The following is a 16,512-nucleotide window of genomic DNA, read 5'->3' as shown; positions in this document are numbered from 1 at the left end:
TCTTTTATTTCAAAAAAATACACATTTTATTGGAAACGCCCATACAATAGTAGAAAAGAAAATTTTAAAAACGAAGGGTGTTTTGTATGCCAGCTATGGTCGGACATATTCGTATCGTCAATATTGGATCAAGTGGTATTTTTCATATTGGAGATGTATTTGCGATTAGGCCTATTAGTTACTCACGTGCTTTCGCCGGGGCCGGCTCTTTCAACGTTGGAGATAATGTTTCTGTCTACAATTATCAAAGTGCAACGACTGTCAACGATTCAGATGTAATCGATCAAGCGATAATTGGCTCAACTTAAAGGAGGCAATTGCATTGAATTTTTATGTAAACCAAAGTATCATCATCAACAGTATTAAAATTGATAGCATTACAACCTCTTCTGTGTTCCAAATTGGTACTGCCGGAAGTATTAAAGCCCTATCTAAATTTTCAAATACGGGCGGATTTACGGAACCGCTTCGCCCATTACAGGCAAAAGGACAAATTATTTCTATCAAACCATCAACTAGTTCTTCTTAAGACATCCTTGTCATAAATATATAGCAGGAATATTTTTACCCTCCCTATTGAAAAGGAGGTTTCACAAATGAATCAAGATATATATACTTACTTACACCAACTTCAACAAGCTCTTCAAACACAACAAGCAGCCATCCTAAATTTAGAAGATCAAGTGCGCCAACTCCAAGAAGAGCTTAACGAATTAAAAAATCGCCCCTCCTCTTCTGTAGGAAAAGTGGAATACAAATTCGATCAATTAAAAGTCGAAAATTTAAATGGTACTTTAAATATTGGTTTAAACCCATTTTCAGCAAAAGGACAACAAATTGAAGATTTTCAAGTGGATACAGAAACATTGAAGGTAAACCCTGAAACCGAAACAAACCCAGACTTTTATCAAGGTATCCTCCAAGAAATGCATCGATACTTAGATGAAGAAGCATATAATCGTATTCTCCATTTTGAACAAGAAGAGAGAACACCGCTTGATGAAATGTATCGACAAATGATGGTGGATGACATAAAAAAACAGATGGAGCATCGACTCCCTTATTATTTATCACAAGCGCAATCATATGAAGGTATTTCAACAGATCCAGATTATTTACGAGATATCATTATTCAGGCAATGAAACAAGATATTGACAAAGCCTTTCTCTCCTTTATTCAGCACATACCGGGAAATTTCCGAAAGGAGTAAGTATGTATGAACCTTAACGTTGTAAACCGTGAGTTAAAAGTCGGACAGATTAAAATGAACGGTGTATCGTCGTCCGCACTCTTTTTAATTGGAGATGCAAATCTCCTCATTCTATCTTCTATTCTCGATACACCATTTGAAACAGTTACAGAGGGTCCATTTGTACCATTAGTAACAGATGTCCCTCCTACTCCAGGTTAAGGAGACTGAAAAATTATGTTGCATCATGTGTCCATTGTCCAAAATGTTTCTATTATTTCTTTAGGGATTACTGCCGTATTTCAAGTTGGAGATGCAAACCAAATGGAATTAAAAAGTAGAGCTATTGCCGTCCACCGTGAAATTCCTTTTTATATACGGGGAGAAGGTCGCTTTGATGCTTTTGAAATCTTTACAGATGAACACATTACAATTCCAAAACGAACGACAGATGTAAAATTAAATATTGTAAATGAATGCCCTTTTATTGAAGTGAATAACGTTGAATTGCGGACACTTTTAAATTCTGGTTGCTTTCAAATTGGAAATGTTGATTATGGTTTTAATAACTCTCGTATTATACAAATCCGCCAATATATTACGGATGAACCTTCCGCACAATAATTCATATAGTAATTAAAAAGCTTAGTAAAGTAGGTGGATGGTATGCCTTCAGTTGTAGGAAATCTCGTCGTGCAAAACAGTAACGGCTCTTTCAACTTAGGAGATTTTTATAACGTATCTCCGAAAGAAAACACGAAAGCCTATAACGGATCTGGAGCTTCCAATGTTGGGTTTGTCGTGAATACGTTTAACGGTGTTAGTGCAACGAATACATTTGATTCTGATGTGGCAGATCAAGATCAGATTGGAACAGCGTAAAAAAAGTAGGAGATATTCTCCTACTTTTTTCTTTTATGTAATTCAAAATTATTAAAATGAAATTTTAATAATCAAGAGCTTCACTGTCCACAAATAGTGGTATAAACACGTAAGTAGTGAAGAGGCACTATTTCATTTTATTTAAATGATAACCCACTCTCCTCCAAAGCCTTCCTAAGCTTCGGCAAAGACGCAGGTCCCATACCATGCAGTTTTAAAATTTCTTTTTCACTATATTTTGAGAGTTCTTCTACAGTTTGAATTCCACGGTGCTCTAATGCCCTTCTTGCTGGCGCTGAAAGAAGAGAGAGAAAACCTTCTTTTGGTTTTCTCTCTTTCTCACAGACTGGGCAAGTTGGACAATCGCTACTTTTATAGTACTCGTGTCCCTGTTCACAAGTTCTTAACGTTTTTTCCGTTACCATTTTCAAGCCCCTCTATTCTTCAATATTTACAACGTGATTCCCATCAAAGAAGTATAAACATTTCTCTTTTACAGGATGTTGTAAGCTTTTCTCCAGTGCTTTTGCATATAACGAAAGCTGCACTTTATATCGATCTTCTAAAATTGGTTTCGCTTGTTCGAATCCGCCTGGGAATTTCCCTTCAATCGTATCTGTTTTAAAGTCGATTAACGTAATGCCATCTTCCTCTTCAATCATGCAGTCGATAACCCCTTGGACAAGAATCGTTTCTTCACTCTTCCCTTGCCAATCTTGATATGCTTCTTCTGCTGCAAGCATCATCGTAAATGGTACTTCACGCTCAACACTTTTCGCCGCTAATACCCTTTTACCTAAGTCACTGTCAAAGAATGAAATTACTTTTTCAATCGCTATTTCTTCCGCCTGCTCGAATGTTAATAATTCCTTATTTACCATTCCAGCAATTTGCTCTTGAAGAACTTCAACCGTAATCGGCTTCTTCAAATCAACATGCTGCATAACGGCATGGACTGCTGTTCCGCGCTCTGCGTACGTTAACCCTTTTTTCTCCATAAAGCGCGGGCGTGTTTTAATTGGTGCACGTAGTTTTTTAATAAAGGCGTTATCGCTACCTTCTTCAGATTGATAATTTCTCTTTATTTCTGTAACAGATTGCTTCGCACGATGAGATGTCGCATCCTCATATCCGTACTTCCACATTAATCTGTCGTACACTTCTTCTTTCCGTTCACTTTGCAGGGGAACAGCCTTTTTCTCACGAAGTGCTTCTAACAATTCTTGTTTCTCTTCTTGAACTGGCTCTGGTGCAAGTAGTGTGTTACCGTCCACAACTTCTACTTTCCAGCTAGTGTCATATCCGTAAATTTCATCTGGAATACTTCCTTGTCCTAATTCAAGAAGCATTTCACTATCACGGTGTCTATATAATGAAGGTGCAATCCAGTCTAAATAACAAGACGCTCCGGCACGTATGTGATCTGGTAATAACCATTCACTATGTTCCCTCGCATCAAGCCATTTTTCCATTTCCTTATTTGCATCCTTAACTGTTCCGATTAAAATTAACTTCTCTTTCGCACGCGTCAATGCTACGTATAGTACGCGCATTTCTTCCGCAATTAATTCCATTTTCATTTTACGCTTAATCGCAAGCTGTGATAATGTTGTATATTTAATTCGTTTACGCGGATCGATAAATTGCGAACCGAAACCGAAATCTTTATGCAATAAGAAACGTTTCATTAAGTCTTGTGTATTAAAACGACGACCGAGTCCAGCTACAAATACGACCGGGAACTCTAGCCCTTTACTTTTATGAATCGTCATAATGCGAACAACGTCTTCTTGTTCACCTAGGGCTCTCGCCGTACCCATATCATCACCGCGTTCTAAAATACGTTCAATAAAACGTAAGAAGCGGAATAATCCTCTAAATGATGTTGCTTCATATTGTCTTGCGCGGTCATATAGTACGCGTAAGTTTGCCTGCCTTTGCTTTCCAGCTGGTAAACCGCCAACGAAGTCGTAATAACCTGTCTCACCGTACACTTTCCAAATTAAATCAGAAAGTGATTGTTGACGGGCGAATTCACGCCATCCTTGCAGTAAGTTATAAAACCACTCTAATTTATCATGAAGTTCTTGCTCCTCTTCAAGCGGTGCCCTTTTTAAGAATGAGCTCATTACTTCATAAAACGAGCCTTTCTTTCCATGAGCACGAAGCGTTGCAAGTTCTTCATCGCTCAATCCAACGATTGGGGAACGAAGTACAGCGGCAAGCGGAATATCTTGCATCGGATTATCAATAACGCGGAATACGTTCATCATAATATTTACTTCCGTCGCTTCAAAATAACCAGTCGCGAGGTCAGCGTATACTGGAATTCCTTGTAATTTTAACTCTTCCATAATTTGCGGGGCCCACGGCATGGAGCGAAGTAAAATAACGAAATCGCGATATTGCACCGGACGCATACTATCATTTTTACGGTCATACACTTCATAATCGGAATCAACCATCGCTTTAATGCGCTGCGCCATAAGGCGAGCTTCAAGCTGTGCTTTTTCGACTTCTGCACCTTCTTCACCGTCTATTACTTCTTCTTCCGTTTGCTGAATACATAATAATTCTGCTGCTACATCTTCACCTTCTGGATAGGTAGCACCTAGCTTTAGTTCAGCGTCAGCATCGTAGTCAATTTCCCCAACTTCTTCGCCCATAATTTGTTTAAAAATAAAGTTCGTACCTGCTAGTACTTCATGACGACTACGGAAGTTTTTCGCTAAGTCAATCTTCATTCCGCCGCCCAATCCTTCTTGTGTGAAACGTTTATACTTTCCTAGGAATAAGCCTGGCTCGGCTAGTCGGAAACGATAAATCGACTGCTTTACGTCACCAACCATGAACAAGTTTCCTTCACTCTCAGAATCTTTCGTTACGAATTTAATAATGGATTCCTGTACAAAGTTCGTGTCTTGATATTCATCGACTAATACTTCAGCAAATTTATTACGATATTGGAGCGCCACTGCTGACGGATTCATTTCACCATTTTCACTTTGTTCACTTAAAATTTGTAAACAGAAATGCTCTAAATCTGTGAAATCGACCATTCCTTTATCTCGCTTCATCGCTTGGAAACGCTCTGTAAATACTTTTACAAGTTGAACAAGCTTTTCTAATACTGGGTGCATATCTTGAAAATCTCGTAAGAAACTTTCAGGTTTGCGGCTAAATAACTCTTCTTGTAATTTCTTCACTTCATCTTTCGCTTTATTACGAAGAGAGTCTACTTGTTTTACAACATCTTCATTGTAATCACTTTTCTTAATACGCTTTAACGTTTGCCACGATACGTTTTGCATCGCTTCATACACACTTGTCCACGACTCACGAGCAGCTGATGATAGCGTTCCAAGTAAAGCTACATCTGCTTGCAGGGTTTCAATGCGAGGCGCTGGACCGTCAGGAAGCATTGCGAGTTCAGTTGCCTTACGAATATGCTGTTCCGCTGTTTCAAGCTGGAATTTCACATCTTCTAATAAATAAGAAGCATATACTAAATCCTCAATTGTCTTTCCTTCTACGTCATATGCTTCTACTAATTTATCAAGCCATTTTTCCGGATTTGGATGCGCTCTTGATTCTGTATGAAGCGCTAAAATCATACGTTGTAAGTCATCATCACTACGGTCACTCGTATAACGATCAACGAGTTCAAAGAATATCGTATTATCTTCGATGCCATACTCTTCTTCTAATATGTCATCTAGCACTTCTTCTTTTAACAATTCATTTTCTGTTTGATTCGCAATACGGAAACGAGGATCAACATCAAGCATGTAGTAATATCCTCTAATTACTTGTAAACAGAATGAGTGAATTGTTGAAATGGAAGCTTTATTTAATAGGCTCAGCTGCTTTCTTACGTGTTGAGAGCCTGGTTCATCAATTAATACCTTTTCTAACGCTTCTCCGATTCGGTTTTTCATCTCTTGTGCTGCTGCATTCGTAAATGTTACAACGAGCAGGCGGTCGACATCGACTGGGTTCTCTTCATTAATAATCTTTTTAATAATACGTTCAACTAATACTGCTGTTTTACCTGATCCAGCTGCAGCCGCAACTAAAATATCACGTCCGTTCGCTACAACAGCTTTCCACTGGTCATCTGTCCATTGACTACCTTCTGGTTTTTTAGGCCAATTTTCTATCATTCTCCGCCAACCTCCTCTCTTATTTTCTCCATCGCTTCGCTATCTTTCATATCTTTTAACGATCGGAACTGATTATCTTCAAGTGACTCATCAAATTGACAAACAGATTTGAAGTTACAGAACGTACATGCCGCTTTATTCCCCATTTTATAAGGAGCAATATCGATAACACCTTCTGTAATATCTTTTCCGATATTTTCAAACGTATGGTGTACATATTTTTGCAGTACGTTAAACTCTTGCTCACTTGCAATACTTGAACGCGCACTAAAGCTACCGTCTTTTTTCAGGCCAGCAGAAATAATATCTGAGCTTCCTGTTGAAAGTTTGTTATCCATTAAACGAACAACGTCAGCATCTCCTAATACGAGTCCTTTCATTTTAAATTTCTTTAAAATTTCTTTTTCAATTTCAGCTTCCGTTGCGTCACCTTTCATCTCAACGATTGGGTTATGAATATGGAAATACAATACACCAGCTGGTGATGCTGCGTGGCCTTTTTTCATCCACGTCTGTGCATTCGAAGTAACAACATCTAAATACGTTAACATTTGAAGTGCTAATCCGTAATACACTTCCGTTAAATCTAACGCTTTTGAACTTGATTTATAATCAATAATACGTAAGAACGTCCCGTTTTCATCTTCTGCCTTATCAACACGGTCAATACGGCCGACTACTTCCATCTTTACACCATTTGGTAATGAGAATTCCATCGGCGGAAGTGACCCTGTACCTCCCATACCGAACGGCACCTCTAAATCAACTGGTACGAATCCGCTTGACTTCGCATGTTCACGAAGAATGATTGACGTACGGAAAATGATTTGTTGTAGTTTTTGTTTTAAATAGAAATGACGGTTTGAACTTAATAAAATTTGTCGTTGTAATAACGGCGCAATTTCTTCTATTACTAAAACAGAAAGATGCTCACACTCTTTTATGGATAAATCCGCCCAAGTGCGGTTTTCACGCAATAACTTGTCCGCAATTTTCTTTAATGCCGCATGGAATAATTCGCCGATGTCTGGCGCATCAAGCTTGAAAATATCACGCTCTCTAAGCGATAAACCGTGCTGCGCAAAATGAGCGTATGCACAACGATTAAATAGTTCCATACGAGAGACGCTTCCTTTAATTATATCTCCGTATAAATCTCTACTTACTGCTGTACTTAGTTTCTTCGCACGATTTCGATAGAATAAACTTGATAAGACGCGGCTACTTTTTTGTTTCCATTCATCTGAAGTTACGTAGAAATTATATACGTCCCACCAAAAGTCTAAATTCCCTTCAAATCCGTATCGCTTCCACGTTTGTAGTTGCTGCATAACGTAAGATAACGTTACTTCTGGCGTTGCTACATATGAAATTTGTTCTGAACGTGATAAATCATTTACGTCATTCGTAATAAATGAATCTTTCACATTAGGGAACATTCTTTTTATTTTCTTAATAAAGCTAGACGCAAGTAACGTCTTTCCTTCTTCATCTGCAAGCGGGCATGAAATGTATAACTTCTCAGATGCTCTCGTTACCATTTGATACATAACGAACTGTTCTTCTAACAAAGTTTGTCTCGTCGTTGGCGCTAATTCAATCCCTGCCGCACCAAGAACTTCTCTTTCCTCATCAGAAAGCATACCTTCATCCATAGGTGCTGCTGGAATGACACCCTCATTTACACCTATAATAAACGTTGCTCTCACATCAGATAATCTGGAGTGATCAATATTAGCAATTAACACTTGGTCTAATGACGGCGGAATGTTAGCAAATTGAAGTGCCTCAAGACCAGTCGACATAACGTCAGTAAACATAGAAAGAGACATTTTCTCTTCCCCAAGCATCTCTACAAATGTATCAAGAAGGCTCATTACTTCTTCCCATACTTGTTCATGATCTGTCGCAAATAAGAAATCTCCACTTTCTTCTGCACGTATACGTAATTCTTCTAGTTTTTTCGGAACATCCAGTTCTTCTAAAAACAAGTAAACTGCTTCACACATTTGCATAACTGTTCCTGCACGCTTTAACCTTTTTTGCATGCGAATAACAGGTGTTCTTACAACGTCACGTAGCCTATTTATTTTCTCTTCCATTTCACGTTCACTGTCTGTAATCATCCCGTTCGTATCATCAAGAGAACGATAGCGGCGATACATCCATGGATCTTCAGCAGTCCATCTCTTTCCTTGTACACCGTACGCTAAACAGTAATTTTCAAATTCATCCATTTCTTCACGCATCGCTTCTTTTCTTACGTCTAATGGATATAAAAGCTCTGTTTTCACGCAGCGGAACACCGCATCATAACGCCAATTCCCACTAATAATCTCGAGTGCAGAACGAATACATTCTACCAATGGGTGGTGTGACATTGGGCGCTTTTCATCGATGAAGTGCGGGATATTGTAATCTGTAAATAACGTTCGCATCACATCGTAATAACTTTCCCCATTACGAAGAAGCACTGCAATATCTCGGTAACGATATTTTTCATCCGCAACAAGTTTACGAATTTCACGAGCAACACCTTCTACCTCCGCTCGTAAATTCGCAGCTGTACTAATCGTTACACTCGCTTCACCGTTAAATTTTTCATTCGGACGCGCTTCATAATGCGCTTCTAAATGCGCTAATGCCGGAGAATGAAAACGCGGCTGTTCCATAAGTGGAATTGTTTTTTCAATTTCTATTTTCTCTTCACGCGCTACTTGTTTTATTTTTTCATACGTTAACGTCGTTTCATAAAATAAATCGAGTTCATTTACTGGCTGCGCTAACGTTTTTTCATCTATCGTTAACGTGATCGTAACTCTCGCTCCGCAAATCATAAGCTGTCTTACAATCTCTAACTCTTGCGGGGAGAATGAATGAAATCCATCTATATAAATTTCCGCACCATTTACATATTCAGACTGCGGAAGCTTTTCCACTAGCAATTGCAGGTAGTCTTCTGAATCTAAGTATTTTCCAATTAAAGCACGTTCAAAATCATCGTATAATAGCTGTAAATCATACACTTTATTCGCTAGTAACTTTTGTTCGGCACTGCTACTATGCGCATCTAATTGTTGCCACATTTCATATACGTTAGATGGCGTTACATTGTAACGTTTAAACTCTGCAATCATACTGCCAAGATGTTCAAAGAAACCGTTTTGCTCCGCTGCTTTTTGGAACACCGATAATCCATCTTTACGAGACTCTACAATTTTACGGAGTAACATATGTACACCAGCTTCATCAATATGAAGACGACTCGCTCCGCCAACTTCTTGCAGTACCTTCCACGCTAATCGTGAAAAACTAAAAACTTGTGCCCGAATAGAACCTCTTACATCCTCACTTCCAATTAACGCCTGCTGCGTCTGGAATGTCATCTGTTCTGGCACAAGATATAATATTGTTTTCCCTCTCGGGCGTTGTTTTAACTCTTCTTGCACTTCGCGTAAACAAAGTGTACTTTTTCCACTTCCCGCTCTACCAATCACAAATCGAAGTGACATGTAACCCCACCTTTCACTTACATAACGAACGTTAGTTTGCTACTATAATTGTATTATAGGACACGAAAAAAGACAAACTGAGTTGTTTGCCTTTTTCTATACTTCTATCTATTATATCAACCTTTTGAAAAATTCGTTTGCACCTCTTGAATTGGCCAATATCGCAAATCAACTTTACCGACGACTGTATCAGCTTTTACAAAGCCAAAGTGTCTACTATCCCAGCTCCCGAGCCGGTTATCACCTACTACAAAAATAAACCCAGGTGGCACCAGTTTTTCTTTCGTTAACTCTTCTAATGTAAAGTCGCCTGTTAGTTGCCTTCCGTTTATCTCTTTCTTATACTTCTCTAAATACGGCTCATCAATAAATTGACCGTTTATATATAACTTATCCTGCTTATATTCAATATGATCTCCAGGTAAACCGATAATCCGCTTTACATAGTCCTCTTTTTTATTCGCATGAAATACCACAACGTCAAATCTGTTCAAGTCCCCAACTTGATAACTCACCTTATTTACAACTAGCATATTGCCATCTTGCAATGTCGGCATCATTGACTTCCCCTCTACAACATACGTTGAAAAGAAAAACGTTCGAAAAAATACAGCTAATAATACACCAATTAAAATTGTTCGTATCCACTCCATGCCTTCTTTTTTCAAAGTTTTCTTCATCTGCTTCTCCCCTTATCCTTTAATACTGAAGCTTTCCTTTACAAAGAAGACTATTCTTAATGTAGTTCTAACTTTACTTCGATTTTCTTACCGACATACCATAAAATAAAAATACCAATCGCTACAATAACTGATTTCACCGGATTATGAATAAATGACATTAAATCATGACCGATATACGTTAAAATAAAAATCATCACAAGTTTTCCGAATGCTAACGCTAGACCAAACTGTTTTACACTAATTCGGGATAAACCAGCGACAACATTTATGAGCGCTGACGGTGTAAACGGAAAACAAAATATAACAAAAATCGGTGCGAATCCTTTCCTTTCAATCCACCCCATTGCTTTTCGTACTCTCTCATGCTTATTTACAAACGAAAAGAAACGACTGCGACCAAAATGGCGGATGATGAAAAAGACAAGTAATGCACCCATTACTGATCCAAGCCATGAATAAAGAAAACCGAGCCAAAAGCCAAATGCAACAGCATTCGCCAGTACAAATACGATAAGCGGTAATGCTGGAATCAACGCCTCTATCATCGGTAAACCAATACCAAGAAGTGGTCCGAACGCTTTATAACTCTCAACAATATGATCCATATTTTCTGGTGAAAAATACTCTTTGATTGTCTGAAAATCCATTCTACACTTTACCCCTTTACTCTAAATACTATCCCTACTGTATCATTGCTTATATGAAAGAGGAAATGGTAGATACGACATATGGAGATGTATTTATTAAAGTTTCCATATCTTTCATAAGAATTCCTTCATTATTTAGCTATGATAATCTATCAATATTCGACAGGACGTGTCATTCGTTTTGTTATTTAGATTGTTTTTTTGATTTTTTCAGTAAATGAAATTACAATGGTGATTTTCTAAATATAACAATTACAACTCGGTTTTTCTAATATATCGCCTTACCTACAAAGACTGATAAAGTGAAACTTTAATCAGTGGGGATTTTGTTGATCCCCCGCTTAACTTCTTTGCTTTCGCTGAATTTTGAGGCGGGGGTCTTACTGCCCACAAATAACAGGATAAACAAAAAAGAATGGGGATTCCCCCATCCTTTCACACTTCGCCTTCCTTCACAAAATACACACTCTCATAAGCGGGTCTTAATGTTGATTCCTCTTTTTTATCAACCTCTTTAAAACAAGGACTCCCTTGTTTTTTCCTACGATCTTCATATTCAGTACGTAATTTTGCTGTACGATTTTGTTGATTTTCAAAACTAGTTTTTGATATTTCTAATTTCACAGCAAAGCCATTTATAAATCTAATAATAAGATTTCCATCTTTTAATTCTTTATTACTTTCAATATAAAAATGAGACAACCAAGCGCACTCTTTTCTAGAGTAAGAATAGGTAGGGAAAAAATAAAGTTGATCTGCTGGACTAATCGCAATCGGTGCTTTATGTGTAATATGAGTTAACTCTTTCGTTCCTTCTTTTCTGCCTAAGAAACTAGAGCCATGCTTGCGGCAACTTCTTTCTATAATATCTAGAGGTTTTTGAAATACGAAAAAAGAATCATTCATTTCAACGACTCGCGTAACAATTTTCTTTTCACTTAGAACGACAGGAAGTAAGGCCATCGTATTTTTCGTTACAACATAATTTTCGACATAGCGTTCCACTTTACTTTCCATACTCCATTATCTCCTTTTTTCCATTTATATTAGCAGCTGCATATATAATTTTAGCATCTATGAAAAGGAAATAGCTTACAAGTTCCGCTTTTTTACAATTTTTTATCATTTATCAAACATTTGTTAAATAAAAAAATCACGATATAGTAATGATTTAATTTTAAAGTTATAAAAACAGCATTTATACTACCTATAAATATTTATTATCCCTTCCTATTTTCACATCATGAAAACAATTAACTTTGCTATAATTAAAATGTAAATCCAATATATGGAGGGCCATTATGGAAGAAAAAGAGATCCAACCATCGATTCAAATGAAAAATAGTAGCGTCATTATCGTGAAAAACTCAGCTAGTATTATATTCGGTTTATTTTTCATTCTGCTATTCTTTGCTAAACCGTTTCGTAAATCAAAATGTCCAGAATGTAAAAAACGTGAGAAGAAAGAATCAGGACAAGAACAATAAAAGGCCTTCCTTTATGGAATGCCTTTTTACATTTGTAGTATCATTTTATTTATTCTTCTCCCTAAAAAACAACTATATTTTCTCCCAAGGTTCTCTACATCTTTTTTGATTTGTAATATGGTCCTTATATAAAACATGAGAAAGAGTATTGGTACTTGTTACCCGCTTTTAATTTTTATTAAACACTTCAAATTTGTACATCTTTATCCATCACTAACAATTCGTTAATTAGTTAACTTTGTAATATAAGTTTTGTATATAATGTCATTCAAAAACACAATATATATAAGTAGCTATTTATAATTACATTGCTTTTTATCGAATTCCAAAAAGGAGCTGTATACTATGGACAAAGAAAATCTATTAAGCCAGCAGGTTAATAGCATCCCCTCAGATGCTCTGAATACCCCTAGTAAGGAACAAGAACAACTGTTAGAAACATCATCTCAAAACGTACAAAATTCCAACAACAATGCTAACAAAAAAGATGTTACTCAAGGTCTATCTGGAAAAGATTCCCCTATTTCAATAGAGAATACAAATTTATAGTTATTTACTATCATACGCAGCAAATACTCTTGCTGAACTAATTCTTCTACAGAAACTAATACGCATTCCAGATAATTTTTCACCCGTTGTAACATAGAAAAAGAGATTTAGATATAAAAACAGGCTCTGAAAAAACTTTCCCCACAACAAAAAAAGGATGGCATTAGCCATCCTTTTTTCCATCATCAACTATAAAATTATAGTTTGATTACGTTTTTAGCTTGAGGTCCACGGTTACCTTCTTCGATTTCGAAGCTAACTTTTTGGCCTTCTTCTAGAGATTTGAAACCTTCAGTTTCGATTGCAGAGAAGTGTACGAATACGTCGTTTTCGCCTGGAACTTCGATGAAACCGAAGCCTTTTTCGTTGTTAAACCATTTTACTTGTCCTGTTACTGCCATGATTATTTCCTCCTAAGAAAATACAAATTTTTAATTTTTTAGTCTTCCTGTCTAAAAAAAGAATCCACACATTATCAAATACGAAACATAAACTAGTTCTCACATACTTTTTCTCGTTCGTTTCCAGCACTTGATAACATATGGATTGCTTAATTTAACTATTCAACTGACATCATCATAGCACATTAAAATAAAATGTACAATCTTTTTCGAAAATAGAATTTCTAATTTTTAGTATTTCTTATAAAATATAATTATCTCTATTCTAAATAAGGAGGAGTTTATGACCAATAAAATTCCTAGAAAAACATTAAAAAGAATTGAAGAGGATATTGAAAATAATAATCTTGGAAAAGCAAGGGATAGATTGCATGGCCTCATCTTTACATACCCAAATGAATTACATCTTCGAAAACAACTCGGAGATATTTATTATACATTACAATATCCAGAAATGGCTGGACGTTACTGGTATCTAGAGGAGCATAAAACAGACATTATGCATGAATCATGTTTATTATTTGAAAAATCAATGGGAAATAATCCTCATCATATTGCACGTGCTTTAAAGTTTAAAGGCGATTCTAACCATATAAAAGGTTTGTATAAAGATCAACCTTTATCTTCAGTGCAGAAGAAAGTAGCAGAGGAGTTAATTTATGAGTATAAAGAAACATGGCAAGATAAGCTAGTTCCTTTTGGCTGTCTAGCATTGCTTGCTTCCCTTCTCTTTTCTGCCGTTGTTGGTCTATTTACTATTTGGAATTGGATTTTTTAATCACAGGGGGAATTTTCACATGTCAAACTACGCTAAAGAAGAAAGGCTAACAGGGGGAAACGTCTCAAGCGTATATCGTTCTGAAAATACTGTTCGGCGAGAGTTAAAGCCAGGCAATGAAAAGATTCATAAGTTATTGCAACATTTAGAAAACAAAGAATTTCATTATGCTCCAAAGTTTTTAGGTGTAGATGAAAAGGATAGAGAGATTTTATCCTTTATTGAAGGAGAAGCTGGCAATTATCCTTTAAAAGAATATATGCGATCTAATAATGTATTAAAAGAAATAGCAAAGATGCTCCGCCTTTACCATGATGCTGTAAGTGATTTTCCGTTATTAAATGATTGGAAACCGATGGATCACACGCCAAATAACATTGAGGTTTTATGTCACAATGATTTTGCCATATATAACATTATTTTTAATAATGAGAAGCCAGTAGGGATTATTGATTTCGATGTTGCTGCTCCTGGCCCAAGACTATGGGATATCGCTTATACACTTTATACTTGTGTGCCTTTAAGTAGAGTATATTATACAGAATCCGGTGAAGCCGTTCATTATGATTCACCGCAACATGCAGATCGTATTAAAGAGAGAGTCAAATTGTTCGTTCAGTCCTATGGTAAAAATATGGATGAAGATTACTTAGGAATGGTGTTGCTTCGATTAGAAGGGTTATGTACATATATGAAACGAAAAGCACAAGAAGGCGACTTGAATTTCCAAAGAATGATTGATGAAGGACATCTAGAGCATTACGAGAAAGATATGAAGTTTATTCGCGATCATAGAGCTGAGTGGAGTTGATTTAGTAATAAAGAAAAGGAAGTATCGTTTTTTGCCGACAACTCACTCTCTCTTTTCGAATCGTTTAGAAAATAACAAGGGGCACCCTTCAAAAAGGTGCCCCTTCCTTTTATTTCGTAAACTGTGCTTCTTCCGTAGATCCTTTTAACGCTGTCGTTGATGAAGTTCCGCCCGTAATCACTTGTGCTACTTCATCAAAGTAACCTGTTCCTACTTCGCGTTGATGACGTGTTGCAGAGTAGCCATGTTTTTCAGCTGCGAATTCTGCTTGTTGTAGTTCAGAGTATGCTGCCATGCCGCGCTCTTTATAGCCACGTGCTAGTTCAAACATACCGTAATTTAATGAATGGAATCCAGCAAGTGTTACGAATTGGAACTTGTAACCGTAAGATGCGATTTCCTTTTGGAAGCTTGCAATTGTTTTTTCATCTAGTTTTTGTTTCCAGTTGAATGAAGGTGAGCAGTTATATGCAAGTAGCTTCCCTGGATGCTCCTTATGAATTGCGTCCGCAAATCGTTTTGCATCTTCTAAATTTGGTTCTGACGTTTCACACCAAACGAGGTCTGCGTACGGTGCATACGCTAAACCGCGCGCAATTGCTTGATCAAGACCTGCATTCGTACGGTAAAACCCTTCTGGTGTTCTTTCTCCTGTAATAAATGCTTTATCAACAGGATCGATATCGCTCGTAATTAAATCAGCTGCATCCGCATCTGTTCTTGCAACGATAATTGTCGGCACTCCCATTACATCTGCTGCAAGGCGTGCAGAAATTAAATTGCGTACTGCTGTTTGCGTTGGTAGTAGTACTTTTCCACCTAAATGGCCACATTTTTTCTCTGAAGATAATTGATCTTCAAAATGCACACCTGATGCACCTGCTTCAATCATACCTTTCATCAGTTCGAATACATTTAATTGCCCACCAAATCCAGCTTCTGCATCTGCTACAATCGGTACGAAATAGTCTGTATCATCGCTTCCTTCCATATGCTGAATTTGATCCGCACGTTGAAGCGTTTGATTAATTCGTTTTACTACAGCAGGTACGCTGTTCGCTGGATATAAACTTTGGTCTGGATACATATGTCCAGAAAGGTTTGCATCAGCTGCTACTTGCCAACCACTTAAGTAAATCGCTTTTAACCCAGCTTTTACTTGTTGCATCGCTTGGTTTCCTGTTAATGCGCCAAGTGCGTTAATATAGTCTTCTGTATGAAGCGATGTCCAAAGCTTCTCAGCACCGCGACGCGCTAACGTATGTTCAATATCAATTGACCCGCGCAGGCGAATTACATCTTCTGCCGAATATGGACGTGTGATCCCTTTCCAACGCTCATCTAATTCCCAGCTTTCTTGTAACTTCTCGATTCTTTCGTTTTTCATTTGTTCCATCCCCTTTTCATTT

Annotated in this window: 18 protein-coding genes; 10 read left to right on the top strand and 8 right to left on the bottom strand. The window is 37.2% G+C overall.

Annotated features, from left to right (window positions below; translation table 11 throughout):
* The first annotated feature begins 86 nt into the window (after window positions 1-86).
* The 6 genes from gerPA to gerPF all read left to right on the top strand — a co-directional run bounded on the left by gerPA (window position 87) and on the right by gerPF (window position 2,072).
* Entirely contained in the window at window positions 87-308 is a 222-nt protein-coding gene (gene gerPA / locus ACUL40_RS25810) for a spore germination protein GerPA (protein ID WP_001111187.1), read from the top strand.
* Between the two features lie 14 nt (window positions 309-322).
* Window positions 323-529, top strand: a complete 207-nt coding sequence (gene gerPB / locus ACUL40_RS25805; RefSeq protein ID WP_001012508.1) for a spore germination protein GerPB — start codon at window positions 323-325, stop codon at window positions 527-529.
* Window positions 530-596: 67 nt separating this feature from the next.
* Entirely contained in the window at window positions 597-1,211 is a 615-nt protein-coding gene (gene gerPC, locus ACUL40_RS25800) for a spore germination protein GerPC (RefSeq protein ID WP_001070760.1), read from the top strand.
* A gap of 6 nt (window positions 1,212-1,217) precedes the next feature.
* Entirely contained in the window at window positions 1,218-1,412 is a 195-nt protein-coding gene (gerPD, locus tag ACUL40_RS25795) for a spore germination protein GerPD (protein ID WP_001052807.1), read from the top strand.
* 15 nt (window positions 1,413-1,427) lie between these two features.
* Window positions 1,428-1,814: a spore germination protein GerPE gene (locus ACUL40_RS25790; RefSeq protein WP_000902324.1), complete on the top strand. Its 387-nt coding sequence runs from the start codon at window positions 1,428-1,430 to the stop codon at window positions 1,812-1,814.
* A gap of 42 nt (window positions 1,815-1,856) precedes the next feature.
* A complete protein-coding gene (gene gerPF / locus ACUL40_RS25785) occupies window positions 1,857-2,072 on the top strand; it encodes a spore germination protein GerPF (protein WP_001141566.1) in 216 nt (71 codons plus the stop codon).
* A gap of 137 nt (window positions 2,073-2,209) precedes the next feature.
* Here gerPF and ACUL40_RS25780 read toward each other — a convergent pair whose 3' ends face one another.
* The 6 genes from ACUL40_RS25780 to ACUL40_RS25755 all read right to left on the bottom strand — a co-directional run bounded on the left by ACUL40_RS25780 (window position 2,210) and on the right by ACUL40_RS25755 (window position 12,094).
* Window positions 2,210-2,497, bottom strand: a complete 288-nt coding sequence (locus ACUL40_RS25780) for an RNA polymerase alpha subunit C-terminal domain-containing protein (RefSeq protein ID WP_000255728.1) — start codon at window positions 2,495-2,497, stop codon at window positions 2,210-2,212.
* A gap of 12 nt (window positions 2,498-2,509) precedes the next feature.
* Window positions 2,510-6,235 carry a helicase-exonuclease AddAB subunit AddA gene (gene addA / locus ACUL40_RS25775; protein ID WP_445422689.1) on the bottom strand — a complete coding sequence of 1,242 codons (3,726 nt, stop codon included), beginning with the start codon at window positions 6,233-6,235 and terminating at the stop codon, window positions 2,510-2,512.
* A complete protein-coding gene (addB, locus tag ACUL40_RS25770; RefSeq protein WP_000058589.1) occupies window positions 6,232-9,747 on the bottom strand; it encodes a helicase-exonuclease AddAB subunit AddB in 3,516 nt (1,171 codons plus the stop codon). Before addB ends, addA begins: the two co-directional genes overlap by 4 nt.
* A 116-nt stretch (window positions 9,748-9,863) precedes the next feature.
* On the bottom strand, window positions 9,864-10,427 hold the full coding sequence (gene lepB, locus ACUL40_RS25765) for a signal peptidase I (RefSeq protein WP_000751919.1): 564 nt from the start codon (window positions 10,425-10,427) through the stop codon (window positions 9,864-9,866).
* A 56-nt stretch (window positions 10,428-10,483) separates the two neighbouring features.
* On the bottom strand, window positions 10,484-11,077 hold the full coding sequence (locus ACUL40_RS25760; protein WP_000347517.1) for a TVP38/TMEM64 family protein: 594 nt from the start codon (window positions 11,075-11,077) through the stop codon (window positions 10,484-10,486).
* 435 nt (window positions 11,078-11,512) lie between these two features.
* Window positions 11,513-12,094, bottom strand: coding sequence for a competence protein ComK (locus ACUL40_RS25755; protein WP_065381911.1), 582 nt, complete (start codon window positions 12,092-12,094; stop codon window positions 11,513-11,515).
* 284 nt (window positions 12,095-12,378) lie between these two features.
* Between ACUL40_RS25755 and ACUL40_RS25750 the strand changes: the two genes are divergently transcribed.
* Together ACUL40_RS25750 and ACUL40_RS25745 are read left to right on the top strand one after the other, a co-directional pair.
* Window positions 12,379-12,564 (top strand): hypothetical protein, encoded by a 186-nt coding sequence (locus ACUL40_RS25750; protein WP_000391368.1) that lies wholly within the window; start codon window positions 12,379-12,381, stop codon window positions 12,562-12,564.
* Window positions 12,565-12,909: 345 nt separating this feature from the next.
* The gene (locus ACUL40_RS25745; protein WP_000356912.1) at window positions 12,910-13,113 is read left to right on the top strand and encodes a hypothetical protein; all 204 of its coding nucleotides are present in this window, start codon (window positions 12,910-12,912) and stop codon (window positions 13,111-13,113) included.
* A 197-nt stretch (window positions 13,114-13,310) separates the two neighbouring features.
* Here ACUL40_RS25745 and cspA read toward each other — a convergent pair whose 3' ends face one another.
* Window positions 13,311-13,514, bottom strand: coding sequence for an RNA chaperone/antiterminator CspA (cspA, locus tag ACUL40_RS25740; protein ID WP_000301522.1), 204 nt, complete (start codon window positions 13,512-13,514; stop codon window positions 13,311-13,313).
* A gap of 283 nt (window positions 13,515-13,797) precedes the next feature.
* Here cspA and ACUL40_RS25735 point away from each other — a divergent pair, with 283 nt between their 5' ends.
* Both ACUL40_RS25735 and ACUL40_RS25730 read left to right on the top strand, forming a co-directional pair.
* Window positions 13,798-14,292 carry a DUF6584 family protein gene (locus tag ACUL40_RS25735; RefSeq protein ID WP_445422690.1) on the top strand — a complete coding sequence of 165 codons (495 nt, stop codon included), beginning with the start codon at window positions 13,798-13,800 and terminating at the stop codon, window positions 14,290-14,292.
* Window positions 14,293-14,311: 19 nt separating this feature from the next.
* The gene (locus ACUL40_RS25730) at window positions 14,312-15,103 is read left to right on the top strand and encodes a phosphotransferase (RefSeq protein ID WP_086404536.1); all 792 of its coding nucleotides are present in this window, start codon (window positions 14,312-14,314) and stop codon (window positions 15,101-15,103) included.
* 109 nt (window positions 15,104-15,212) lie between these two features.
* On the opposite strand, the gene aceA is transcribed toward ACUL40_RS25730, so the two are convergent.
* Complete coding sequence (gene aceA / locus ACUL40_RS25725; RefSeq protein WP_000787346.1) at window positions 15,213-16,490, bottom strand: isocitrate lyase; 1,278 nt, start codon at window positions 16,488-16,490, stop codon at window positions 15,213-15,215.
* Window positions 16,491-16,512 lie beyond the last annotated feature (22 nt).

Source organism: Bacillus sp. KNSH39, from assembly GCF_052656585.1.
The sequence above is the reverse complement of the archived record's forward strand: the minus strand, read 5'-3'. Positions and strand labels throughout refer to the sequence as shown.